The organism is Sulfitobacter geojensis (assembly GCF_000622325.1).
Taxonomy (GTDB): domain Bacteria; phylum Pseudomonadota; class Alphaproteobacteria; order Rhodobacterales; family Rhodobacteraceae; genus Sulfitobacter; species Sulfitobacter geojensis.
The window spans coordinates 1,197,341-1,220,397 of the sequence record NZ_JASE01000005.1 but is presented as its reverse complement, the minus strand read 5'-3'; the positions used below and the strand labels follow the sequence as shown (position 1 = coordinate 1,220,397).

General features: G+C 55.6%; 20 protein-coding genes. 9 read left to right on the top strand and 11 right to left on the bottom strand.

The window, feature by feature from the left end; translation table 11 throughout:
• The first annotated feature begins 52 nt into the window (after window positions 1–52).
• Both Z947_RS0107905 and Z947_RS0107900 read left to right on the top strand, forming a co-directional pair.
• Window positions 53–1,276: a CaiB/BaiF CoA transferase family protein gene (locus Z947_RS0107905; protein WP_052880604.1), complete on the top strand. Its 1,224-nt coding sequence runs from the start codon at window positions 53–55 to the stop codon at window positions 1,274–1,276.
• Window positions 1,276–1,977 (top strand): Sua5/YciO/YrdC/YwlC family protein, encoded by a 702-nt coding sequence (locus Z947_RS0107900; RefSeq protein WP_025043768.1) that lies wholly within the window; start codon window positions 1,276–1,278, stop codon window positions 1,975–1,977. The genes Z947_RS0107905 and Z947_RS0107900 overlap by 1 nt, the downstream gene beginning before the upstream one ends.
• A 64-nt stretch (window positions 1,978–2,041) precedes the next feature.
• On the opposite strand, the gene Z947_RS0107895 is transcribed toward Z947_RS0107900, so the two are convergent.
• On the bottom strand, window positions 2,042–2,974 hold the full coding sequence (locus tag Z947_RS0107895) for a LysR family transcriptional regulator (RefSeq protein WP_025043767.1): 933 nt from the start codon (window positions 2,972–2,974) through the stop codon (window positions 2,042–2,044).
• Window positions 2,975–3,077: 103 nt separating this feature from the next.
• Here Z947_RS0107895 and Z947_RS0107890 point away from each other — a divergent pair, with 103 nt between their 5' ends.
• Window positions 3,078–5,513 (top strand): GcvT family protein, encoded by a 2,436-nt coding sequence (locus Z947_RS0107890; protein ID WP_025043766.1) that lies wholly within the window; start codon window positions 3,078–3,080, stop codon window positions 5,511–5,513.
• 214 nt (window positions 5,514–5,727) lie between these two features.
• Here the strand turns inward: Z947_RS0107890 and trpS are convergent, their stop codons facing one another.
• From trpS to Z947_RS0107855, 7 genes are all read right to left on the bottom strand, one after another.
• Window positions 5,728–6,729 carry a tryptophan--tRNA ligase gene (gene trpS, locus Z947_RS0107885; protein WP_025043765.1) on the bottom strand — a complete coding sequence of 334 codons (1,002 nt, stop codon included), beginning with the start codon at window positions 6,727–6,729 and terminating at the stop codon, window positions 5,728–5,730.
• 460 nt (window positions 6,730–7,189) lie between these two features.
• Complete coding sequence (locus Z947_RS0107880) at window positions 7,190–8,005, bottom strand: phosphodiesterase (RefSeq protein WP_025043764.1); 816 nt, start codon at window positions 8,003–8,005, stop codon at window positions 7,190–7,192.
• Entirely contained in the window at window positions 8,005–9,036 is a 1,032-nt protein-coding gene (locus tag Z947_RS0107875; RefSeq protein ID WP_025043763.1) for an ABC transporter ATP-binding protein, read from the bottom strand. The genes Z947_RS0107880 and Z947_RS0107875 overlap by 1 nt, the downstream gene beginning before the upstream one ends.
• Window positions 9,033–9,812 carry an ABC transporter permease gene (locus Z947_RS0107870; RefSeq protein WP_240477523.1) on the bottom strand — a complete coding sequence of 260 codons (780 nt, stop codon included), beginning with the start codon at window positions 9,810–9,812 and terminating at the stop codon, window positions 9,033–9,035. Before Z947_RS0107870 ends, Z947_RS0107875 begins: the two co-directional genes overlap by 4 nt.
• A gap of 12 nt (window positions 9,813–9,824) precedes the next feature.
• The gene (locus Z947_RS0107865; RefSeq protein ID WP_025043761.1) at window positions 9,825–10,628 is read right to left on the bottom strand and encodes an ABC transporter permease; all 804 of its coding nucleotides are present in this window, start codon (window positions 10,626–10,628) and stop codon (window positions 9,825–9,827) included.
• Between the two features lie 66 nt (window positions 10,629–10,694).
• Window positions 10,695–11,690, bottom strand: coding sequence for an ABC transporter substrate-binding protein (locus Z947_RS0107860; RefSeq protein WP_025043760.1), 996 nt, complete (start codon window positions 11,688–11,690; stop codon window positions 10,695–10,697).
• A 4-nt stretch (window positions 11,691–11,694) separates the two neighbouring features.
• Window positions 11,695–12,783 carry a LacI family DNA-binding transcriptional regulator gene (locus Z947_RS0107855; protein ID WP_025043759.1) on the bottom strand — a complete coding sequence of 363 codons (1,089 nt, stop codon included), beginning with the start codon at window positions 12,781–12,783 and terminating at the stop codon, window positions 11,695–11,697.
• A 479-nt stretch (window positions 12,784–13,262) separates the two neighbouring features.
• On the opposite strand from Z947_RS0107855, the gene Z947_RS21485 reads away from it, so the two are divergent.
• From Z947_RS21485 to Z947_RS0107830, 5 genes are all read left to right on the top strand, one after another.
• On the top strand, window positions 13,263–14,063 hold the full coding sequence (locus Z947_RS21485; protein ID WP_025043758.1) for a GNAT family N-acetyltransferase: 801 nt from the start codon (window positions 13,263–13,265) through the stop codon (window positions 14,061–14,063).
• Window positions 14,064–14,296: 233 nt separating this feature from the next.
• Entirely contained in the window at window positions 14,297–15,124 is an 828-nt protein-coding gene (locus Z947_RS0107845; RefSeq protein ID WP_025043757.1) for a UDP-2,3-diacylglucosamine diphosphatase, read from the top strand.
• Between the two features lies 1 nt (window position 15,125).
• Window positions 15,126–16,214: a sulfotransferase family protein gene (locus Z947_RS0107840; RefSeq protein ID WP_081781127.1), complete on the top strand. Its 1,089-nt coding sequence runs from the start codon at window positions 15,126–15,128 to the stop codon at window positions 16,212–16,214.
• A gap of 11 nt (window positions 16,215–16,225) precedes the next feature.
• Window positions 16,226–17,428: a glycosyltransferase gene (locus tag Z947_RS0107835; RefSeq protein ID WP_025043755.1), complete on the top strand. Its 1,203-nt coding sequence runs from the start codon at window positions 16,226–16,228 to the stop codon at window positions 17,426–17,428.
• A gap of 15 nt (window positions 17,429–17,443) precedes the next feature.
• The gene (locus Z947_RS0107830; RefSeq protein ID WP_025043754.1) at window positions 17,444–18,169 is read left to right on the top strand and encodes a polysaccharide deacetylase family protein; all 726 of its coding nucleotides are present in this window, start codon (window positions 17,444–17,446) and stop codon (window positions 18,167–18,169) included.
• 160 nt (window positions 18,170–18,329) lie between these two features.
• Here the strand turns inward: Z947_RS0107830 and istB are convergent, their stop codons facing one another.
• Together istB and istA are read right to left on the bottom strand one after the other, a co-directional pair.
• Window positions 18,330–19,121, bottom strand: a complete 792-nt coding sequence (gene istB, locus Z947_RS0107825) for an IS21-like element helper ATPase IstB (RefSeq protein WP_025043753.1) — start codon at window positions 19,119–19,121, stop codon at window positions 18,330–18,332.
• Window positions 19,111–20,640: an IS21 family transposase gene (istA, locus tag Z947_RS0107820; RefSeq protein ID WP_025043752.1), complete on the bottom strand. Its 1,530-nt coding sequence runs from the start codon at window positions 20,638–20,640 to the stop codon at window positions 19,111–19,113. The genes istB and istA overlap by 11 nt, the downstream gene beginning before the upstream one ends.
• 143 nt (window positions 20,641–20,783) lie before the next feature.
• Here istA and Z947_RS0107810 point away from each other — a divergent pair.
• A protein-coding gene (locus tag Z947_RS0107810) for an IS3 family transposase (protein WP_420804501.1) occupies window positions 20,784–21,921 on the top strand; the annotation gives its coding sequence in 2 pieces (ribosomal slippage) (window positions 20,784–20,971 and window positions 20,970–21,921; 1,140 coding nt in all).
• 174 nt (window positions 21,922–22,095) lie between these two features.
• On the opposite strand, the gene Z947_RS0107805 is transcribed toward Z947_RS0107810, so the two are convergent.
• Window positions 22,096–22,950 carry a DUF481 domain-containing protein gene (locus Z947_RS0107805; RefSeq protein WP_025043750.1) on the bottom strand — a complete coding sequence of 285 codons (855 nt, stop codon included), beginning with the start codon at window positions 22,948–22,950 and terminating at the stop codon, window positions 22,096–22,098.
• Window positions 22,951–23,057 lie beyond the last annotated feature (107 nt).

Sequence of the window (23,057 nt, the reverse complement as noted above, 5' to 3'; positions counted from 1 at the left end):
AAGATATTATCGACCACCACCGTCGATTTTGCATACAGAACTGGAGAAACAGATGGCAAAACAGGCAGAATCCACAAAATCGCTGCAAGGCCCGTTACAGGACCTTCGGGTGATCGAAATGGGCCAACTTCTTGCGGGACCGTTTTGCGGGCAGATGTTGGCTGATTTCGGCGCTGAGGTTATAAAATGCGAGCAACCCGGTGTCGGCGATCCGATGCGGGTCTGGGGGCGCGAAAAACCACATGGCAAATCGTTATGGTGGCCCGTCGTGGCCCGTAACAAGAAATCAATCACGCTCAATCTACGTACCGAAGAGGGGCAACAAATCGTCCGCGATCTTGTTGCAGGTGCAGATATTTTGATCGAAAACTTTCGCCCCGGTACGATGGAACGCTGGAACCTCGGCTATGAAGAGCTTAGTAAAATCAATCCGCGTCTGGTCATGGTCCGCGTCACCGGATTTGGCCAGACCGGCCCTTATGCTAGCCGGGCCGGGTACGGCGCGATTGGCGAAGCTATGGGCGGAATGCGTTATGTAGTCGGTGATCCGGGATCACCGCCCAGCCGTATGGGCATCTCCATCGGTGACGAATTGGCTGCAATACATGCGGCCCTCGGAACAGTCATGGCGATCCATGCAAGGGAGCGCACGGGCCGTGGCCAAATCGTTGACAGCGCTATTTACGAAGCGGTGTTGAATATGATGGAAAGCCTTGTGACGGAACATCAAGTGGCGGGCTATGTACGCGAACGTACCGGCGCCATTCTTCCCAACGTGGCACCCTCAAATGTCTACGAAACGGCCGAAGGCAAGATGCTGTTGATTGCCGCGAATCAGGATACAGTTTTTAAGCGGCTGGCTGCTGCGATGGGCCAACCGGAATTGGCGAGCGATCCACGCTATGCAACCCATTCCGCACGCGGTACTTCGCAAGCGGAACTTGATGCGAAGATTGAAGAGTGGACCAAGACAATTGCCTTGGTCCCGTTGCAGGCGCTGTTGGAAGACCACGGCGTGCCCTGCGGACTGATTTATACTGCCGCTGACATGATGGAAGACCCCCACTTCAAAGCACGCGAAGCAATCGTGCAGGTGGAGCATCCTGAATTCGGGCCCATTTCAATGCAAAACGTGGCTCCTCGCCTGTCTGACACACCGGGCAGCGTGCGGCATGTCGGGCCTGAACTGGGCGAACACAACGATGAAATTTTTGGCGGCTTGCTTGGTATTGGCCCTTCCGAGCGTACGCAACTGATAGAAAAGGGAGTCATCTGATGACATTGAACACGCAATCACCCCGCCGTGCGGAACCGCTTTTTGACGCTAAGGCTGATGCCGCGCGCGCGTTCGAGGCTGTTAAAAACGGCGGCATCGCCATTCTGCCCCATACAATTGGTTACGCTGCGATGGCGAATAGCTCAGACGCCTTGCAACGCATTTTCAAAACCAAGCGCCGCGCATCCGGTAAGCTCAATGCGATGATTGGCAACTTGGAAATGCACCGTCAGGTGCACCAATGTTCCACCCGCGGCCGCGAAATTGTCGAGGCGATTACGCTTGATTACAATCTGCCACTCGGATGCATCGCGCCTGCTGATATGAGCCACTCTTTGTTGGCTGGGATGGATGCAGATATGCTGGAGCGCAGCAGCAAGAACGGAACGGTTGTCATGTTGATGAACGCCGGCGAATGTCATGCCCATTTGACGAAGCTTAGTCTCGCTGAAAACGTTCCTCTTTTCGGATCCTCCGCCAACGTTTCGCTGGGAGGCACCAAGTTCAAGGTCGAGGACATCGAACCAGAAATCATTGAAATCGCCGATGTGGTAGTTGACCATGGTTTGCAACCCTTTCACCCCTACGCCGCGTCTTCCACCCTAATCAATGTGGAGACTTTAGAACTGCAGCGTAAAGGGTCATGCTATGATGACATTTGCTATATTCTAGATCGCCACTTTGGAGTGCAGCCTGTATAACTTGAGTAGTAGACTGGAGACCGTCAGGACTGTTAGGTTCAGGACTCATAACCAGAATATGACGTCAGACACAAGCCATGGAAACAGTCAAGTTCGCGTCCGACGGGTTCTCAAAAAATGTGACGCAGCTTTCGACAAAGGTCTGAACCAGTTTTCGTTTCGGCCCTGGTGCAAAACCCAGTGAGAGTGTGACGCCGCTGTTGCTGTCCCGGATCGGTAGGCAGCATATGTCTTGTCCTGCGTAAGTCGGCAGGTCCTGTGGTTTCATGTTCAACAGGGAAATCCCGATTTTCGAGGCAACGAGCGACCGCACCATTTCAGTTGAATTAGCGGTCGCCACGATGTGCAGCTCTCCTCCGTTCTGTTCGAGCAGATCCAAGTAATACCCGCGCGCAGCCGGTCGATCCAACAGGATCAGCGGTTCGGCGACGACTTGGGAAACGCTGACCGTCTCCTGCTGGGCAAGCGCATGGTCCGTGGGACACAGGCAATATGTTGGCGCATAAATCAGCGGTTGCATCTCGATTTGCGGATTGGGCAGTTCTTCGACAAACAGGATCACATCGAATTGCCCGTCCACCAAACCGGTCTGGACAGAGTTGTTGTCGCCTTCGGTCAGCGTAAACGTCACGCCGGGATTGGCCTCAAGTATCTGCGCGGCAAGCATCGGTAGAAACGCCGGAGCAATCGGTGCGTTGTATCCAATGCTCAGATTGCCTGAGAGGTTTGATTGAAGATCGGAAATGCTCGTGAGCAATCCTTCGTAGCGTTCCAGCAGATCATCGATACGCCGTCCGACATCTCGGCCTGCGGCGGTCGGAAAGATGCCCTTCGCCCGGGCGCGCGTGACAAGCGCCATACCGAACGCGGCTTCGGCCTGATCCAATGCAGCCGCAATAGCGGATGGTGTGACGTGTGTGGCCTCTGCCGCACCCGTGATGCTGCCATGTTTCAAGGCAGCTTGTACGTAGCGCATGGCGCGCAGGGAAAGTGTCACAATTAAACCTCAGATTTTCTGAGATTATACCAGATATAAAAAGAATTTTCAAAGGATAGTAGGTCTGTCAAGATGATCGCAGCAACAGTTCAAGGAGCGCATCATGAAGTCCAGGACCAAAGTCGTCGTCATCGGTGGCGGCATCGCGGGCTGCTCGACCCTGTATCACCTCACGCAGATGGGATGGTCCGACGTTGTCTTGGTTGAACGGGATGAACTGACGTCCGGCACCACATGGCATTCGGCGGCACAGGTCACGAATTTCGGCATGACGCAGACGATGGTGGGCCTCAAGTCCCACTCCATCGCCCTTTACAAAAAGCTTCGGGACGATCCGGAGTATCCAGTCGGCTATCATCATGGCGATGGCGGCATTCGCCTGGCCAACACCGAAGAGCAGATGCAGGGCTATCGTCATTTCGCGTCGATGGCGCGGGGTATGGGCGTGGAATACGAGGTGATCGACGCCGAAGAATGCGCGCGCCGCCACCCACTGATTTCGACCGACAATCTTCTGGGCGGGCTTTGGGATGGCGAAGATGGCGATATCGACCCTGCCCAGCTGTGCCAGGCGCTTGCGTTTCATGCGCGCAAGGCCGGGGCAGAGGTCTATCGCAACACCCCCGTAACCGGGCTGACCCAGCACAAGGACGATACATGGACCGTACACACGGAGCACGGTGATATCGATTGTGACATCGTGGTCAATGCGGGCGGCTACCGCGTGAACGAGATCGGGGCGATGATGGGCGTTCAGCATCCCGTCGCGTCGATGGAACACCAATATTTCGTAACCGAGGACATTCCCGCCATCGCGGAGGCCGGGCACCGCATGCCTCTCCTGCGCTGTCCGATCTCGGACTATTATTCCCGTCAGGAAAAGGGCGGACTTCTGGTCGGTTTTTATGAACAGGATTGCAAAACCTGGGGGATGGACGGCATCAGCCCGAGCTTTTCTAACGATCTGTGCCCTGATGATCTGGACCGCGTCATGGACGTTCTGGAAGGCGCGTTTGAACGGATGCCTGCCTTGGCCGAGGTCGGGATCAAGCGGATCGTGAACGGCCCGATCACTTACACAATCGACGGTGCGCCCTTGGTCGGGCCAATTCCCGGAAAGCGCAACGCCTATTGTATCATCGGCCTGCGTGCGGGGCTGGGCGAAGGCGGCGGCCACGGCTGGCTTCTGGCGCAGCAGATCGTGGAGGGCGAGGCGTGCTATGACACCTGGGTGATCGACCCGCGGCGGTTCACCGGTCATGCGACGGTCGAGATGACCGCGCACAAGGCAATAGAGGACTATCAGAACGAGTTCCGGTTTCATTTCCCGCACGAACACCGCCCCGCAGGGCGCAATGCCAAAACAACGCCCCTGACGCCTGTTCTGGCCGCAGAAGGCGCGGAATTCACGGTGGTGAACGGATGGGAGCGCGTGGATTACATCAAGCCATCGCCGGATTTTCACCCCTCGTTGAGCTTCAATTTCGACGAGGCGTTCGACGTCATTGCCGCCGAGGTTGCCAATGTTGCAACGCATGTAGGCTTGGCAGAAGTGAATGGTTTCAACCGTATCGAAATCACCGGTAAGGATCGTCACGCTTTCCTTGACCGCATGATCTGCGGGACCGTCACCAAACGCGATGGCCGCGTCGGTCTGGGGTATCTCCTGAACGAACAAGGCTGCGTCAAGGCAGAGGCGACCGTGGCCAATCTGCCTGCATCGGATCGCGGGCCGGACCGGGTCTGGTACGGATCGGCTGCCGCCTCGGAATACCACGACATGGATTGGCTGGCCGCGCATCTGGACCCGAATGAGGATGTGCAGCTTCGTAGCCTGACCAATGACCACACAATACTGGTATTGGCGGGGCCGAAGGCACGCGCCGTCTTGTCCGATTGCGCGCGCGGAGACTGGTCTGCAGCGGCATTCCCGTGGCTGTCAGTGCGCGAATGTTGCATCGGGTTCGCACCCGCCGTGGTGATGGGCGTCAGCTTTTCGGGGGAACTGGCATACGAAATCCATGTGCCGAACGCATCGCTTTATGCCACCTATCTTGCTTTGCGCGAGGCGGGAAAGGCGCATGGTCTGAAACTCTTCGGCGCGCGCGCTGTGGACTCCATGCGCATGGAGAAAGGGTTTCTCCACTGGAAAGCCGACCTGATTACCGAATTCGACCCTTTCGAGACGGGCCTTTCGCGGTTCGTTAAACTGGACAAGCAGGATTTCATCGGCAAAGCGGCACTCCTGAAACGGCAGGCTGCTGGACCGCAAAGCAAACTGGTCACTTTAAAGATCGATACTGACCACGCCCCGGCACACCCGGGCGCATCACTCATGCAAGGCAACACAGTGGTTGGCACCATCACGTCCGGAGACTATGGCCACCGTGTCGGAATGAACCTTGCCTACGCCTTCGTTAAACCCGATTTTGCCGCTGTCGGATCATCGCTGCAGCTTGACTTGTGCGGTGAACACATCGCTGCGCATATTATCGAACCTTCACCCTTTGATTCCGGGTTCGAACGCATGCGGGCTTGAGTAGTCCCTCTCAGACCTTCCAAAGCAGCCACTGGCGCAACCGCAGCGAATTGGCGCTTCGTCCTGCGTCTTACCAGTTCAAGCTCGACACAGCGAATGGCACCCGTTCTCGGACCAGCCGTTCGTAGATGCTGCGGCGAAGGTGTCGGGAGAGCCCATTTTAACCGATACTGCAAGATGTACGAACGGCAGCTCCAACTCCAAAGTTTACAGGTCAAAGCCTGAACAACCCAAGGTGTTCGACAACTTCGCGCTTGGTGGCGTTTGTTCGGTCTCGTGCAATCTCCGTACCTTTTCTAATTACGTCTAAGACATAGGCGGGGTCTTTCGACAGTTGCGCTCTTCGCGTCCGAATAGGAGCAAGCAGCTCTTGCAGTATGCCGTCCAGTCGTTTTTTGACCACTCCGTCGCCAAGCCCGCCTCGCTGGTACTTTGCCGTCAGCTCTTCAACAGCGATCTTGTCTTCATCAAACGCGTCCAGATACGCAAAGACAACATTGCCTTCGACCTGTCCGGGGTCTTCGACACGCAAATGGCTCGGATCGGTAAACATCGCTTTGACGGCGACGCTGATTTCATCTGGCGATGCCGAAAGTGGAATAGCGTTGCCACCTGATTTAGACATCTTCGCTTTGCCGTCGATGCCAGGAAGCCGTCCGGCCTTTGGAATAACAGCGACGGCCTCGGGAAGTACCTTTCGGTTAGCGGTGGAATTGATCCGACGCACTATCTCATTAGTCTGTTCTATGAGTGGCGCTTGGTCGTCGCCCACTGGGACCAGGGTTGCTTTGAATGCAGTGATATCAGCGGCTTGTGCCGCCGGGTAGCATAGAAAGCCCGCAGGTATATCACGGCCAAATCCACGCGTCCGGATCTCATCTTTAATCGTTGGATTGCGTTCTAAGCGGGATACGGTGACGAAGTTGAGATACAGCATCGACAGTTCCGCAAGCGCTGGTAGATGCGATTGCAGGCAGATTGTCGTGCGCATTGGATCGATGCCGACAGCAAGGTAATCAAGAGCAACTTCCATCACGCTGCGTCGTACCTTTTCAGGATCATGAGCGTTGTCGGTTAGTGCTTGAGTATCCGCCAAAAGCAAAAATTGCTCATGACTGTTTTGGTACGCCAAACGATTTGCAAGCGAACCTGCGTAATGGCCGATATGAAGAGGCCCGGTCGTGCGGTCTCCGGTAAAAATGACTGGTTTGGTCATGAGCATGTCCTCGTTGAGAAGAGGTGCCGCAGGACGCATGGAAACAAAAAAGGCCGCCCTAACGGCGACCTCGGAATAGAATACTGTCCAGTCGCCTTATGAGGAGACCAGCCACCAAAAGTTTGAGATTATTTTTGTGCTTTCCATAGAGCTACATGTAATCCTCTAACCAAGGTCGGTCAATACAGCATCGCCTACATAGGGATTGAGCCCAAAAGTTCGTGCTGCGCGCAGCGGTTCAACCGGCCATTCGTAAATGCCGCAGCAAAGATCAGGCGTCGAACTTACACGATGCTGGACAGTCCGATCGTCGACTATTCGCACTTTGCTGACCCAGCATTCGTTCGTCGTGGCGGCACCTATGTTGTTGCAACGCAGCGTGCGTCGCCATTCCGGTTATTCATGGGCGTCATATCTGCTGATCCCGATTTTGCAAAGGTCGGGGTTCCCTTTCTGCCGGTCATTCAGCGAATGGCCACGGACCGGAGAAGCTCCCGGTCGGGATGGTATCAGACAATAGGCCAGGTTGTGGCGCAGTACTCCAGCGAAACACCGTGATACCGCCTGGTTCGATCGTCAATTGCGGGTCATGGCCCACCCGATGATCGGTCAGGACCGCATGGCAAGTTGCGGGTGATATCTGACATGTCACGCGACCGATCTGACCGGTCACCGCGCGGTGGACATGGCCCGAAATCATACGCGCGGGAGCGGGGTGTGCCTCCAGCCGTGACATCAGCGCTCCGCCGCCATGCAGGTTGTCGGCATCCATCGCGGGTATCCCGCTGTGCATCCACGGGTGATGCGAGGCGATGACGACCGGTTGCGCCCCGATGGCCGCGAGGGCGGCATCAAGAAACCCAACTCCTTCCAGCGAAAGTTCCCCGTGATGCGCGCCCTCGAGCAGCGTATCAAGGCCTATCACCGAAAATGGGCCGAAGTCGCGAACCCAGTGGATCGGCCCATCCTCTGGCATCCAAGGTGCGGGCGCAAAAGCGGCGCGCATCGCATCGCGCCGGTCGTGATTGCCGGGTACGGCCTGCCATGGAAGCTCTAGTTCAGCCATGATCGCAGCGAAATGCGCGTATTCCTCAGGCGTGCCGTGGTCGGTCAGGTCGCCGGTGACGATGACGCAGTCTATGCCGTCCAGCACAGACAGTTTGGCGTTGATGGTCGCAACGGCGCGGCGCAGTGCTTCGGCCGTGTCCGAACGTCCGTAAGCCAACGCGCCCGGGGCGACGATATGTGTATCGGTGATCTGGATGAAACCGGGCATCAGGCGGCCGCCTCCTCGGGCAAGATTAACAGAGCTTCAGGCGCGATGGACAAGCGCACCTCAGACCCCGGCTCCGGAGCGGACAGGCCAGTGTGCAAGGCAAAGAGCGGCCCTTCGGTGACCCCGGCCAGCGCGATGCGGTAATGCGTGCCAAGGAAGGTTACGGTTTCGACACGAGCCGTGATCGGGCCTTGCGCATCGATACGGATATTCTCCGCCCGCACCAGAACCTCGTGCCCCTCAGCGTGTTTCGGCAAGGCCAGCACCCCGCCCGGCAGGTGCAATTGATCTGCGTTGATGCGACCGTACAGTGGCATGGCATCGCCCACAAAGCGCGCGACGAAACCTGTGGCGGGGTTGCGATAGAGCGCCTCGGGCGTGCCGATCTGCGCGACCTCACCTTGGCTCATTACCGCTACGCGGTCGGCGATAGCCATAGCCTCGTCCTGATCATGGGTGACGAAGATTGCGGTGATCCCGAACTGGCGCAACAGGATAGCCAATTCGTCGCGCAGTTGCCCACGCAGGGCGGCATCGAGCGCCGAAAGGGGTTCGTCCAGCAGCAGAACGCGTGGCCGCGGTGCCATGGCGCGGGCCAAAGCCACCCGCTGCCGCTGGCCGCCCGACAGGGCCGTAATCGCGCGGTCGGCATAGTCCTCAAGGCGACACAAGGCGATCACCTCATCGACGCGCGCGTCGATTTCCACGCTCGGCAGTTTCTGCATTTTCAGCCCGTACCCGATATTACCGCGCACCGACATGTTGGGAAACAGCGCATAGGATTGAAACACCATGCCGATCTTGCGGGTTTCGACCGATTGCTGCGTTACATCCTCATCATCAAAGACAATCTTCGCGCCCGGATCCGGGGCCTCAAGCCCGGCGACGATGCGCAAAAGCGTAGACTTGCCGCACCCCGAGGGTCCGAGAAGCGAGACGATCTCGCCCTTAGCGATCTCCAAATCGGAGGGCAAAAGCGCCTTGGTGCCGTCGGGAAATGTCTTGGCGATGTTGGTAAGTGTCAGTGTCATTGCATGATCCTTTGAGCACGGGCGCTGGCCCACTGCATGGCCATTAAGAGTGGTACGATCATCACGAAGAAGACCAGCGTGTAGGCTGATGCCACCTCCAGCCGCATTGACGCATAGCTATCGGCCAGCCCCACAGGCAACGTCTTGAGCAGGGGCGTATGCAGCATCCATGTCAGGTTGAATTCGCCGATCGACAGCGTGACCACGGTCAGCGCCCCGGCAAGGATACCGGGCATGGCATTGGGGACGACGATGTCAATAAAACGCCGTGCGGGGCCCGCGCCAAGGGTTGCTGCCCCTTCCTCAAGCGACTTGAGGTCGATGGCGGCAAGAACCGACAGGACCGAGCGTACCATGAAGGGCAAAGTGTAAAGGACATGGCCCACAAGAATGAACAGCCAACTGGTGCGAAAGTCACTCCAGCCACCGTAGAGTTGCAACAGCGCCAACGCCAACGCGAGACCAGGAATTGCCAGCGGCAGCGAAATAAACTCTTCCAGCACACGCGAGGCACGCCCCGGATTGCGGGCAAGAGCGTAGGCGGCGGGCACACCAAGGATCAAGGTGACAACCAGACATGCCAGCGCCAGCCCGATAGACAGAAAGATACTGCCGGAATACAGTTCCCAGACCTGCCCCACCCATTTCAGCGTCAGCCCCGAGGACAGGCCGCGGAAATAGCTAACGGTCAGTCCGGCGAGGACGGACTGGATGATCGGGATCAACAGGAAAGCGCAAGCCAGCAGCGTGACAATCAGCGGGATGGATCTGGTCATGGATTTCATCTGTTAGCCTCCCGCCGCAATCGTCGCGCCCGACATGTTGCGCGCGATCAGCAGCAAAACCCAAGTCACCAGCCCCAGCACGACCGACAAGGCCGAGGCCATGGCAATATTCGCCGACAGGGTGAATTCGGTATAGATCACCATGGGCAACACATCGATATCGGTCGCCAAGGTAAAGGCGGTGCCAAAAGCGCCCATGGCGGTGGCAAAGGCAATGGCACCCGCAGCAATCAAGGCGGGGGCCAGCGCAGGCAACAACACATCAAGAACAATGCGATGCGCAGGCGCGCCCAGCGTTTTTGCGGCCTCTTCCAGTGCCGGATCGATCTTTTCCGCCGCTGCCATAACCGTCAACAGAACGCGCGGGATCGAGAAGTAGAGATAGCCCAGAAACAACCCCGTGATCGAATAGGCAAAAACCCAGTGACCGGGTAGGATCTGGTTCACGAGGCCCTGACGCCCGCCCAGCAGGATGATCATAAAGCCCACGACCACACCGGGAAAGGCCAGCGGCAGCGTCAAGATCGACAAGAGCACATTGCGTCCGGTAAACCGGTTGCGCACCAGATAAAGCCCTGCCGTAGTCGAGATCGCAAGCGCAGCTACGGTGACGGCCAGCGACACGACGACGGTCTGCATCAGTGTCGACAGATAGCGCGGGGTTTGCAGAATCCGCAGATAGATTGCCCATCCTGCGTCGCTCTCGCCCGAAGCGAGGATCAGCCGTCCAATCGGGATCGCCAAAAACGCGAGCGTAAAGATCGCCAGCGGCAGCATGCAAACTGTCAGGAAATGGCTTTGGCGCATTGCGGCCGCTCCAATAATAAATGAGTCGGGCAGAGCGGACTCTGCCCGACCTATCGCTCTATCGCGTTATTTGACTTCGTTCAGGTAGCGCTCACCAAAAGCTGCCTGAACACGTTCCATCTCGGCATAATCCACCGCGACGGCACGTTCGTAGTCAGAGGCCGGCAGGAACTTCTCGGCCACTTCGGCTGGCAGTTCCACCGGGCGGGCTGGCTGCAGATAGGCGTTGGTCCAGATTGCCTGCCCTTCATCCGACAGGATGAAATCCAACACGCGCTTGCCCAGCTCAGGGTTCGGCGCGTTGGCAACCAAGCTCATGACATAAGGCACACGCACCGACCCTTCGCAGGGCAGGACGAATTCAAAGTTGCCGTCTTCTTCGTACTTGCCGCGATAGGCGTTGAAGTCATAATCGAACAGGATCGGGATTTCGCCAGACACAACGCGCGCGTAAGAGGTTTGCTTGGGCACGATCGGGTCGTTCTCGGCCAAATCATTGAAGTAGGCGATGGCCGGGTCAAAGTTTTCCAGATCGCCACCATTGGCCATGTTGACGGCCACGGCACCGGCATAACCGACAAAGGCAGAGGAAGGGTCAAGATAGCCAACCATGCCGCGATATTCAGGCTTGGTCAGATCGGCCCAGCACTGTGGGACTGGCGCGCCGCCAAGCGCCTCGACGTTCACGAAAAGGCCCAGCGTGCCGTAATGGATGGCAAACCAATCGCCTTTTGGGTCTTTCAGACCTTCAGGGATGTCGTCAAAGCCTGCAGGAATGTAAGGCTCCACAACGCCTTCGTTGCCGGCCTTGATGCCTGTTGTCACACCGTAATAGGCCACATCAGCCACGGGGCTTGCACGCTCGGCCAGAAGCTGGCTGAGGGTTTGGCCCGAGTTCTTGTTGTCATGCGGCATCTGGATGTCGAGTTGTTCATCGATAGCCTCGAGCATTGACGCCCAATCGGCCCATTGCGGTGGGCAGTTGTAGCAGATGGCATCCTCGGCCAACGCGGGTGCGGCGATCGCAGTTGCGAAAAGCGCCGAAAGAACAGTATGTTTCATGAGTTCATCCTTGTTTGAGATCGGTCTTGAGCGAGTGAACAGACGGCGGCCAGGTGGCACCCTGTCCGTCGTCACGGCTTTCCGTGCGCGGGCGGGCAAGCGTGGCGCCCGCACGGAAATGAAAGGGCAAGGGGGGCAGCTGCACGCAGGCCTCACCTTGCAATATGTTAAGGAGGGTCTGCGCGGCCTGACGGCCCATGGCATCAGGTGCGGTCTCGACGGTTGCCAAAGGCACATCAAGCAGACGGCCAATCTCGATCCCGTCAAAACCCACCACGGACAGGTCCTGCGGTACGCTTTTACCCATCAGGCGGGCGGCCTTTTGCACCGCGATAGCCAGAAAATCGTTCGATGCGAACACCGCGGTCAACCCGCCGAGGGTGCCGAGGATACCAGCCAGCAATGCGGGTTCATTGGCCTCGGCTTCAGTCAGCTCAATCAAAGCGGGGTCCGGAAGCTTTCGTGCGCGGCACTCGGCATGAAACCCAGCATAGCGGTTGCGCGAACGGTCTGAGCTTGCAAAGCGCAAGGAGAGAAACGCCGTGCGCTTGTGACCGAGATCGGCAAACCGCCGCGCAACCTCGCGCGCGGCCTCGAAATTGTCGACATGGGCGGTCAAATATCCCTCGATCGGGTCGTGAAATAATAGCGACACCGGAAGGTTCCGCGCGCGCGCCTGCTTTAATGCTCGGCTCCGCTCTGCCGCAGCCATCGTAACGATCAACCCGTCAACCTCTTTGGCAGTGAGGGTCGCGATAGCCTCGTTGTCAGCGTCCCCATCGTAATTCGAACTGGCTATCAAAAGCTGATAGCCCGCCCCTGATAGTACCTCCTGCATACCCTGCACCGCTTCTGCAAAGACCGGGTTGGCCAGAGACGGCACGAGACAGCCAATTGTCATGCTGCGCCCACCCTGCAAGGCCCGGCCTATGGCGCTAAAGGAAAACCCCAAATCATGCGCCGCCTTTTCCACCCGCTCGCGAACATCGGCGCTGGCTGGACCAGATTTGTTAAGAACCCGACTGGCGGTCGCGATCCCGCAACCTGCCTCGCGCGCGACATCCTTGATTGTGATTTTTTGCCGTGGATCCAATGAACCGTACCTTCTGGAAACGTTTCCATGATTTGTACTGATGATTCATTTCAAGAATATGACAATGCATGGTTTCCGCAGCCTAACCCATGCACCTCAGGCCAGCAGTAGCGACAGCTGCTGCCTTGATCGTCCTGCTTGGCGTCGGTTCTTGGGCGCCCAGAGGGATACGTAATGACGCCTAATCGATGCCTGCTGATTGTTCCATCAGCTTGCCTAAACCTGATGTTGGCCACGCGATCCACGATCCAGGGGACTAGGATGCACTGTCTTTCGCGGGTTCAGCACTCAACCGGCAAGACGCGGAACGAAGGGGGCGTTCGCCGCAGTGTCGCCGATGTTTGTTTCGAACAACCCAGCCAAGAACCCGGAACTCGATGATATCGGTTTGATTAGAAAATGACCTCAAAGACTTGTGCGTCGAGCAAAAAACACGTTCTTTGCGTCTGTGCGCATTCTGGAGTTATGAAAGCACGAAGATGACACGAATTGTTTCGTTTTCCGAATCCGGCCTTGACCTAGGTGCTCTACATTGCGCCATGCTTGCCGCGTTTTCTGATTATATCGTTCCGTTGCAACCAGATGCGGACGCGTTCAAAGCGGCGCTGAGTTCGAGAGGTTTTGACCCCGAGGCGTCTTTCGTTGCCGTTGAGGATAATGAAGTCATCGGGTTCTGGAACGTCGCGACGCGGAACACCAAAAGGTATCTGATAGGCAGCGGAACACGGATCGAGCACAGAGGCCGCGGTTTGGCGTCTCGTTTGGGTATGGCGGCGTTACGTGCGGCCGAGAATAACGGAATTAAGAGCTTTTGGCTTGAGGTTATCGAGGGAAACACAGGCGCTGAACGTCTCTATCGGAAGCTGGGATTTGATGTGACCAGAAAGCTCGACTGCTATCGGCTTGATCATCCATCTCCTGATCGGTCCTCATGCGAATTGTCGGATTTTGACACCGTTGCCAAAGTCATTCAGCGGTATTCGACTTGGAAGCCAACTTGGCAAAACGTCACGGAAACCATCACCGGCTCACCGCTGACGTCCTTCCTGCATGAAAAAGGCGGCGCGATCGTCGGTGCAGGCGGTCTCGTGCATCAGATAGCCGCCAGCGAACCCTCGGCTTTGGAAGACCTCCTCGCTGCGGCAGCCACAGTCGGCTCGCTGACATTGGTCAATGTCGATACCGCTGACAACGTCTTGTGTTCTCTTGTGCAGAAGCTTGGGGGTCATCGCTTTATCGTTCAGTCTGAAATGTGCCTGTTGTTGCCAAAAGACTCCTAGAGGTCCTTCGAGCCCGGTACCGCATCAAGCAGTTTGGGCTCGCAGCGGACGGATGCACTGGCAGAGAAACAGGGTCCCATCGTCTTCGAACAAAGGTTGCCACAACCAACATAAAAAAGCCTGCGTTCAATCACAAAGCGAAAACATCACCACGAAAGCACATTTGCACCGGTGTCATCAAACCTACACAAGATATTGCGATTACCTTGTGTAACTCTGCAGGGAACGCTGGTATGTCAAATCGCACTTCGAACCGGGAAAACATTGAAAATCACCGTTCGTTGTTTATTTCCGACCTTCACTTAGGGGCCAGAGGCAGCGAAGCGCAGGACATCCTCGATTTTCTGAAATGCTGCCGCGCGGAAAAGGTTTATCTCGTCGGCGATATCTTCGATCTTTGGCACGTCGGAAAAATTCATTGGACCAACGTGCATAGCGACATTGTCGCCGAGCTAAATCGGTTTTCAGAAGATGGAGCACGCTTGTTTTATCTGGTTGGGAACCATGATCGGCTTGCGAAAGAAACAGTCCAAAAATACCTGCCAAAGGCAGAGTTCTCCGAGACTGTCATGCACAAAGCCGCAAACAAGAAAACCTACCTTGTTCTGCACGGAGATCAGGCGGATCGCCGGTTTTTGCGCTGGCATTTTATGACTTTGCTCGGGAGCCGATTGGACGCAGTTCTGCGTGGTTTGGACAATAGGATCACACGCGATGATGACTGTTCTGATAGAAAGGTCTTTAAGCGTCTGATTGATTGGTTCAATGGCATGAGGTCCATGGGCGAGCGCTTTGAAGCCCTTTTGCTGGCGACAGCGAAGAAAAACGGCGCGGACGGTGTCATTTGCGGCCATTCTCATCGGCCGATTGTCCGAAAACATGGCGACATGACCTATGCGAATTGCGGGGATTGGGTGGATAGCCTCACAGCTCTGACCGAAGATCAAAACGGCCGCATCGAATTACTTAGGTGGCGCTCGGAGCCTGCCGGATCGAAAGACACGCCAGCTTCAAAACTCTTTGCTCCTGCGTTTGGCAATAGGCAGCGCCAGAGGGCATAAGATGGTATGGACCTCACCTGAGCGAAAGAAGATCCGAGTAGCAGGAGTGATCACAAAGTCTCTCCTTCTGCCAGTGATTGTGATGATCTTGCTCATTCACCGCATGGCTTTGATGCTTGACGTTATTCTTTTTCCGCATCTCAAGAATGTGGAAATCAACAAACCCCTTTTCATCGTTGGTCTGCCTCGAAGTGGCACGACAACAGTCCATCGCTTGATGGCCAGCCATTCAGAACAATTTACGTCCATGCCGTTATGGGAGCTTATATTCGCGCCCGCGCTTTGCCAAAAATACCTCTGCTGGGCGGGCTATAAAATTGATGCAGCTCTGGGCGGCCCGATTTGGAAACTGCTTAGTTTGTTGCAGGACCATCTTATTTCTAGCTTTGACGACATTCATCCAACGCGTTTGACTGATCCAGAAGAGGATTATTTGGGCTTGCTTCCGTTTGACGGCTGCTTTTTGCGCTTTCTGATGTTTCCCTATGCAAAATCCACATGGGCGATCGGAGACTTTTCTTCGCTTCCTTCAGCAAAAAGGCAGCGTCTGTTGACGGCGTATCGCAGCCTCGTGAAACGTCATTTGGCCTTTCGAGGCGAAGAACTAAGGCTTCTGTCAAAAAACCCCAGTTTCACCACTTGGGTTCGTGATCTGGCTGACGAATTCCCCGACGCAGATTTCATCGGAACACATCGCGATCTTGCAAGTGTCGTGCCTTCTCAGTTGAGCTCAATCAATGGGGGGCTACAGTTGTTTGGCCACACCTCAAAAGATCCCTGGATCATCCGACAATTCTCCGGACTTTTGATTGATTACAAAGAACGGCTGACCGCCTATCAGAGTAGCCTCGGCACGCGCTACGCCGACGTTGATTTTGATGTGCTTATTCGTTCGCCCGAAAGTGTAATTGAAGAGATCTACAAGAAATTTCACATACCTTCGCGGAACGAAAACGACTCTGTTGTCTTCGACCGATTGCTTATGGCGGCGCGTTCTTACAAGTCCAAACACGCGTATTCGCTCTATGAATTTGGTTTGCAATCAGATGACGTTGGTCGCGGTTCCACGACTCTTCCGTCGAAAGGTTGAATGGGTCAGCTATGAACATTCAGGCAGCCAGCCCCGAAATCGGCAATTCTTTGAAACATGCTGAGGCACTGCACAACACTGCCGAAATCGCAGGTTCTTTAATCCAACATACGGACGCTTCAAACTTGCGTATTGCAGTGGTTTCAGATGCCATTTCAGGGCGCAATGGTGTGGGAACGTTCTATCAAGATCTCCTCGCGCAGATTGAGCCGATCGTTGATAAGATCGCATTGATTGCTCCCAGAAAACTGCCGGATGACAGCCTCGAACGATTCACCCTACCGATGCCCGGTGATAAAACTCAAAGACTTGCTTGGCCAAACCGGGAAGAGATCAATAAGCGTCTGAGTCACGTGGAGCCAAATCTGATTGTTGTTCCTTCCCTCGGGCCATTTACTTTTTTTGCTGTCGCCTATGCCCGCATGCACCAAATTCCTCTGGTTGTCGTCAATCACACCGATTTTGATCATATTCTTTCGATCTATTGGTCAAAACTGATCGCGGCGCCGCTCCGCATGGCTCTTGATTGGATGAACCTATGGCTCTGCAAACAGGCAGTTGCAGTTGGTGTGATGAATGCTGGTGCAGGCGGGGCCGCCAAACGAGCCGGCGCATCTAACGTACGGGTGATGGCGACACCTCTTAGCCAGTCGTTTCTATCCAAACCCATTCAACCTGTCGCAGAAGAGGTAACACGCGCAATCTTTGTCGGGCGTTTGGCAAAGGAAAAAGGCATCGCAGACCTGCTCACAACAGTACGCGAGATGCCAGAGACCCACTTTACGATTGTTGGTGACGGTCCATTGCGGGACAACGTCGAAGCCGTCGCCAAGACGTGCAAAAACCTGACCTATCTGGGTTGGCAGCCCAGATCGGCCGTTCTGGAAGAACTGGATGCTGCCGATATTTTGATCCTTCCCTCAGCCTATGAAACCTTTGGCACTGTTGCCTTGGAAGCTTTGGCGCGCGAACGATTTGTCATTGCGAGTTCTGGCTGCGGGATCGCAGAATGGCCATCGCTCGCCGACGGGATTTTCGTGGTTCCTGAGGAATATAGCCTGACCAGAGTGCTTCAGAATTTGCAAAAGATGCCCGCAGCGGATCGATTGCAAAAAGCGCGTCAGAGCTGGGATGCGGTTAGAAACTTTAACAATCAAGCAGTTCATGAATGGTTGGACTTGTTTCAAGACGCAGCGCGTCCTGTCGATCGCTGAGGCAGGATTAACTGCATGAAAACGCTTGTCTCTATTCACGACGTGATGCCTGATACGATGGGCGAAGTGGCGGAGCAGCTGCAAATCTGCAGCCAACTTGGCGTTGGAAAGGTTACTTTGCTGGTTGTGCCGGGGCTAAACTGGACAACTGCGCAAATTGAACAGATCTGCAAATGGCAGGCAGGCGGCTACGAACTGGCGGCGCACGGATGGCACCATAAGTGTGACACCATTTCGTCCTTGAAACATCGGTTGCACAGCACCTTCCTATCGCGCGATGTGGCTGAACATCTAAGCTTAACTTCCGATCAGATCGCAGCACTGATGATACGGTCTGGGGATTGGTTTGAGGAAAACGGCTTCAAACGGCCCGAGCTTTATGTGCCGCCGGCATGGGCGCTTGGTGAGATAACAGACAACGCTTTGGCCGAGACCGGGTTTTGCATGGTCGAAACCTTGAGAGGCGTACGTTTTCCGAAAAGCGACCGACTTATATCTTTGCCCTTGGTTGGCTTTGAAGCGGATACAGCATTCAGGGCATTTGCGCTTTCAGTGTTCAACGGGATCGTTGCAGGCACATCAAAAAACCGGCTACTGCGGGTGTCGATCCACCCTCACGATCACAAACTCCGGCTGCAGGATAGCCTCCGAAAGATTTTGAACAACAGCGATGAGAGTTTCGATTATGCATCCCTTGGCATTGGATATGGTCTTCAAAAGCCCCGTAAAGCAATCGTTTAGTGCCTGTTGAGGCTGACCTGAGCCCCAAAAACTCCTCCAAATTTGTGTAGGGTCCGCCCAACAACAGGACGGACAAATGAAGGCGCGACTGTTGAATGTCATTGAGAACTGACCCGGTATTGTCACCGAGATTTGACCCGCCTTTATTGTTTATCAGCAGTTAGGTTTTGGTCAATGTTGGCGTCTCCTTTGTGGTTTTCTTTGCTGCCTCTGAACTGGCTTTGAAGCGGTAGCTATCGTTGCCTGTTTCGAGGATGTGGCAGCGGTGCGTGAGGCGATCGAGGAGCGCTGTTGTCATCTTTGCGTCGCCGAAGACCTGCGCCCATTCACTAAAGCTGAGATTGGTCGTGATGACGACGCTGGTGCGCTCATAGAGCTTGCTAAGAAGGTGGAACAGCAACGCACCGCCTGACGGGCTGAACGGCAGGTAACCGAGCTCGTCAAGGATGACTAAGTCGATTTTGGTGAGCATCTCAGCCATTTTCCCGGCCTTCCCGAGGGCCTTTTCTTGCTCCAACGCGTTGACGAGCTCGACGGTCGAGTAGAAGCGCACCTTGCGTCTGTGGTGCTCAATTGCTTGGACGCCGATTGCGGTGGCGACATGGCTTTTGCCAGTGCCAGGCCCACCAATCAGAACGACGTTTTCCGCGTTCTCTATGAACTCGCCGCGATGGAGCTGTCGAACCGTGGCTTCGTTGATGTCGCTCGATGCGAAGTCAAAGCCTGCGAGGTCCTTGTAGGATGGGAAGCGCGCAACTTTGGTATGATAGGCAATTGATCGCACTTCCCGTTCGGCCATTTCCGCCTTGAGCAGTTGGGACAACATAGGTGTGGCGGCTTCAAACGCGGGCGCACCTTGTGCAACCAAGTCATCGACCGCGTGCGCCATGCCGTGCAGCTTGAGACTGCGCAGCATGATGACGATGGAGGCTCCTGCAGGATCATGACGCATTGCGCTTTCCTCCTGCCTGTCTGAGGTCGTCGTAGCGATCCACATTTGCTTTTGGGGCCGTTTCTAAAGCGAGGGCATCTGGTGGATCGATCTCTGGGTGATCTGTCTGCTTTGGGTCAATCAGCCTGTGCAGCAGGTTCAAGATATGCGTCTTGGTTGGCACCCCGGCTTCCAGTGCCAGTTCAACTGCTCGCAAAACTGCGCTCTCATCGTGGTGCAAAACTAGGGACAGGATATCGACCATCTCGCGATCTCCACCTTCCTTACGCAGCATGTGGTTTTGCAATCGGCAGAAGATGTCCGGCATCTCTGTAAACGGCGCACCATTGCGGAGTGCTCCCGGTTTGCGTTGGATGACCGCCAGATAATGGCGCCAGTCGTAGATGACCTTGCCTGGCTTACGATGAGAACGATCTATAATCCGGTCATGGGTGCAAACAGTCTGACCCTCTGCAACAAGGACAAGCTGTTCTGGATAAACATGCAGGCTCACGCGCCGGTTCGCAAAACTGGCTGGGACGCTGTAGCGGTTGCGCTCGAAGGTGATCAAACAGGTCGGAGACACGCGCTTGCTGTGCTCAACAAAGCCATCGAAGGCTGGCGGCAGAGTCATCAACGTTGGCTTCTCTGCGGCCCAAGCATCAGCGACGGTGCCCGGTAACGCGCGATGCGCCGTCTCGGACCAAAGGGCTATACAACGGTCTTCAAGCCACTGGTTCAGTTCCTCCAGATCCTTGAAGACAGGCATGACCTGCCACAGCCGGTTCCGGGCATCGCGGACGTTCTTCTCAACTTGGCCCTTCTCCCAGCCCGCCGCCGGATTGCAGAACTCAGGTTCAAAGACGTAATGGCTGGCCATCGCTTTGAAGCGCGCATTGATGTCGCGCTGTTTCCCGCGACCGACACGATCTACGGCCGTCTTCATATTGTCATAGATGCCTCGTCCCGGAACGCCGCCGAACACGCGGAATGCATGCCAGTGGGCATCGAACAGCATCTCATGTGTCTGTAAAGGATAGGCCCGAACAATAAAGGCGCGGCTGTGTGAGAGCTTGGTGTGTGCCACTTGCAACTTGACGCGTTCGCCGCCGATCGTGGCCCAGTCTTCGCTCCAGTCGAACTGGAACGCCTCACCCGGTTGGAACATCAAAGGCACAAATGTCCCGCGCCCGGTCGTTTGTTCTGCGCGATGCCGATCAGCCCGCCATGCACGCGCAAAAGCGGCAACGCGCTCATAGGATCCATCGTACCCGAGCTTAACCAGATCTTCATACATCAGCTTAACGTTGCGCCGCTCTTTCCTAGATTTACGGGTCTGCGCCAAAAGCCATGCCGACAACCGATCCGCGTAAGGATCCAGCTTGCTTGGCCTCGACCGTGTCTTGAACGTCGGTTCGGCCGCGCCTTCACGCAGGTACTTCCGGATAGTGTTGCGAGACAAACCCGTGCGCCGCGCAATCTCTCGTATCGGCATTTTATCACGCAATGCCCAGCGTCGAATGACACTCAAAAATCCCATGTCGATCACTCCAAATCTCCCTGAACAAAAACGTCAGGGCCATGTGTTCACATGGGTCAATTCTCAGTGACAATTTATGGGGCTACCGGGTCAGTTCTCAGTGACATTCAACAGCGCGACTTACCGACGAACAGATCATAGTGATGATCAAGGAACAGGAAGCTGGCGAGAAGACTGCCGATGTATGTCGGCGGCATGGGATCAGTTCAGCGACGTTCTACAAATACAAATCGAAGTATGGCGGCATGGAGCCGTCTGACGCGAAGCGGCTGCGAGCGTTGGAAGACGAGAACGGTAAGCTGAAGAAGCTACTGGCCGAACAGATGTTGGAATGAGCCTTTGTCCGCCATTGGTCCGAGGACAATGGGCGAATGCAATGTTGCGAGACATCAATTCAAAAAAGTGGTGACGATGCGGCCTTTGTCCGCCATTGGTCCGAGGACAATGGACGTATGGGCGAAGCGGAAAGCTGTGGTTCACGTGAAGGAAGTTCATCAGGTCAGTCAGCGACGGGCGTGCGATGTGCTGCAAGTTGATCGGTCATCGGTGCGGTATCTGTCGCGCCGTGGTGATGATGCGGAACTGCGAGATGCAATCAAACGCGTGTCTCGTGAGCGGCGTCGGTTTGGTTGCCGCCGCATGCACGTGATGATTGCGCGGGAAGGTTTCGAGGTAAACCACAAGAAAGTCAGGCGCATCTACCGTGAAGAGAAGCTTCAGGTGCGTCGCAGAGGTGGCAGGAAGCGTGCGTTGGGCACAAGGAAGCCGATGGCCCTGCCCGATGGCCCAAACCAACGCTGGAGCTTGGATTTCGTGTCTGACGCTCTGACAGACGGTCGCAGGTTTCGCATCTTGGCAGTCGTTGATGACTTCAGCCGCGAGAACTTGGTGCTGGTGGCGGACACGTCGCTGTCTGGTCAACGGGTCACGCGTGAGCTGGATCAGATCATCGCTGAACGCGGCATGCCAAAGACGATTGTATCGGACAACGGCACTGAGTTCACCAGCATGGCAATCCTTAAGTGGGTTCAGGACACAGGCATCGACTGGCATTATATTGCGCCTGGAAAGCCTCAGCAGAACGGCTTCATTGAAAGCTTCAACGGCAAGCTCAGAGATGAATGCCTCAACGAAACGCTGTTTGGTACCTTAGGCGATGCGCGTGAAACGCTCGAAGAATGGCAGCAGGATTACAACTGGCGCAGACCACATTCAGCATTGGAAAACCTGACGCCGATGGAATTCTTGCGGAGAAAGGCCATGGACAAGATGGCGGCCTAACGCCAAAGATTCAGCACCAAGGACTCCGCACAAGGCTGGAGGGAACTTGGGGCTCAGGTCACAATCGATATAACCTTGACCTCAAACGAAAGAGAGGACGGGTTTCCCCATCCTCTCGTCAGATCAGTCGGTTATGGTACGAGGTATCAAACCACCCCCGACTAAAACCGTCTATTAGAAGCCCAGAACCAAGGACACACCAAGAGTATTGTCGGTGGATTTCAGGCCTGCAGCGGGGTCTGTGTTGTACTCTGTCCGATAGCTGACCCGTGTGGACAGGTTATCGGACATTTTGTAGTTCACGCCTGCGTCGTTGGCGATGATGGTGTTGATATCAGAGCCAAGAACGTCTGTGTCCATGGTGAAAGACACCGTGTCGTTGAACGCGTAGTAGTAGCGTGACGAGGCGATAAAGCCGACTTCGGTTTCAGAATTGCCAGTCACGTCCTCAAAGTAGCGGACACCGGGGCCAGCTTGGACGCGCCATGTGTGCCCGTCTTTGTTGATCGCACGATAGCCGGGGCCAAAGCCCAAGAACGCATCTGTTGTTTCGCCGTTGATGGAGGCACCAGTAGCGTCGGTTTGGAAACCGTCATATTGCACACGTGCGATACCGAAAGCGTAAAGCTTCTCGGTGAAGTAGCGGCTACCTTCATAAGTTGCAAAGAAGGACTCTTCGCTTTTTGTGCCATTAGCTTCGCCATATTCCGCTGCGAAACCGATCAGGTGGTTCCAGTCACCGACGCCGTATGTCAGACGGCCTGCGGCAGACAATTCGCCGTTGTCTGTGTTACCGGATGTGCCGGATGCAGACAGCGCGAAAGAGCCACGCCAACCTTGTGCAACGCCGTTCGGGCCGTAACGCTCTGCGTCATCGCCGCGTTCCAGATCTTTGTTTACGTCATCTGTGATGTCGTCAATGTCATCATTCAAAGCTTCGATACCTGTAATGCGGTTTTGCGCAACAACAGGAGCAGCAACCATCAGCGCCAATGCAGATATACTGGCCACTTTCAAAAGAGTGTTCATGGGTCATTCCTTTCCCAACAAGGAGAACCGTCATCCGGCGACAGCGCCGTAGATCGGGAGCATCTCTGCTGTGATTGGGTATAAGGAAAGCCCTTAGATGAGTGAAA

Bases quoted from the DNA above. Each gene is read 5' to 3' on its own strand.
- Z947_RS0107905 (WP_052880604.1), top strand. From the start codon at position 53: ATGGCAAAACAGGCAGAATCCACAAAATCGCTGCAAGGCCCGTTACAG.
- Z947_RS0107900 (WP_025043768.1), top strand. From the start codon at position 1,276: ATGACATTGAACACGCAATCACCCCGCCGTGCGGAACCGCTTTTTGAC.
- Z947_RS0107890 (WP_025043766.1), top strand. From the start codon at position 3,078: ATGAAGTCCAGGACCAAAGTCGTCGTCATCGGTGGCGGCATCGCGGGC.
- trpS (WP_025043765.1), bottom strand. From the start codon at position 6,729: ATGACCAAACCAGTCATTTTTACCGGAGACCGCACGACCGGGCCTCTT.
- Z947_RS0107880 (WP_025043764.1), bottom strand. From the start codon at position 8,005: ATGCCCGGTTTCATCCAGATCACCGATACACATATCGTCGCCCCGGGC.
- Z947_RS0107875 (WP_025043763.1), bottom strand. From the start codon at position 9,036: ATGACACTGACACTTACCAACATCGCCAAGACATTTCCCGACGGCACC.
- Z947_RS0107870 (WP_240477523.1), bottom strand. From the start codon at position 9,812: ATGACCAGATCCATCCCGCTGATTGTCACGCTGCTGGCTTGCGCTTTC.
- Z947_RS0107865 (WP_025043761.1), bottom strand. From the start codon at position 10,628: ATGCGCCAAAGCCATTTCCTGACAGTTTGCATGCTGCCGCTGGCGATC.
- Z947_RS0107860 (WP_025043760.1), bottom strand. From the start codon at position 11,690: ATGAAACATACTGTTCTTTCGGCGCTTTTCGCAACTGCGATCGCCGCA.
- Z947_RS21485 (WP_025043758.1), top strand. From the start codon at position 13,263: ATGACACGAATTGTTTCGTTTTCCGAATCCGGCCTTGACCTAGGTGCT.
- Z947_RS0107845 (WP_025043757.1), top strand. From the start codon at position 14,297: ATGTCAAATCGCACTTCGAACCGGGAAAACATTGAAAATCACCGTTCG.
- Z947_RS0107840 (WP_081781127.1), top strand. From the start codon at position 15,126: ATGGTATGGACCTCACCTGAGCGAAAGAAGATCCGAGTAGCAGGAGTG.
- Z947_RS0107835 (WP_025043755.1), top strand. From the start codon at position 16,226: ATGAACATTCAGGCAGCCAGCCCCGAAATCGGCAATTCTTTGAAACAT.
- Z947_RS0107830 (WP_025043754.1), top strand. From the start codon at position 17,444: ATGAAAACGCTTGTCTCTATTCACGACGTGATGCCTGATACGATGGGC.
- istB (WP_025043753.1), bottom strand. From the start codon at position 19,121: ATGCGTCATGATCCTGCAGGAGCCTCCATCGTCATCATGCTGCGCAGT.
- istA (WP_025043752.1), bottom strand. From the start codon at position 20,640: ATGGGATTTTTGAGTGTCATTCGACGCTGGGCATTGCGTGATAAAATG.
- Z947_RS0107805 (WP_025043750.1), bottom strand. From the start codon at position 22,950: ATGAACACTCTTTTGAAAGTGGCCAGTATATCTGCATTGGCGCTGATG.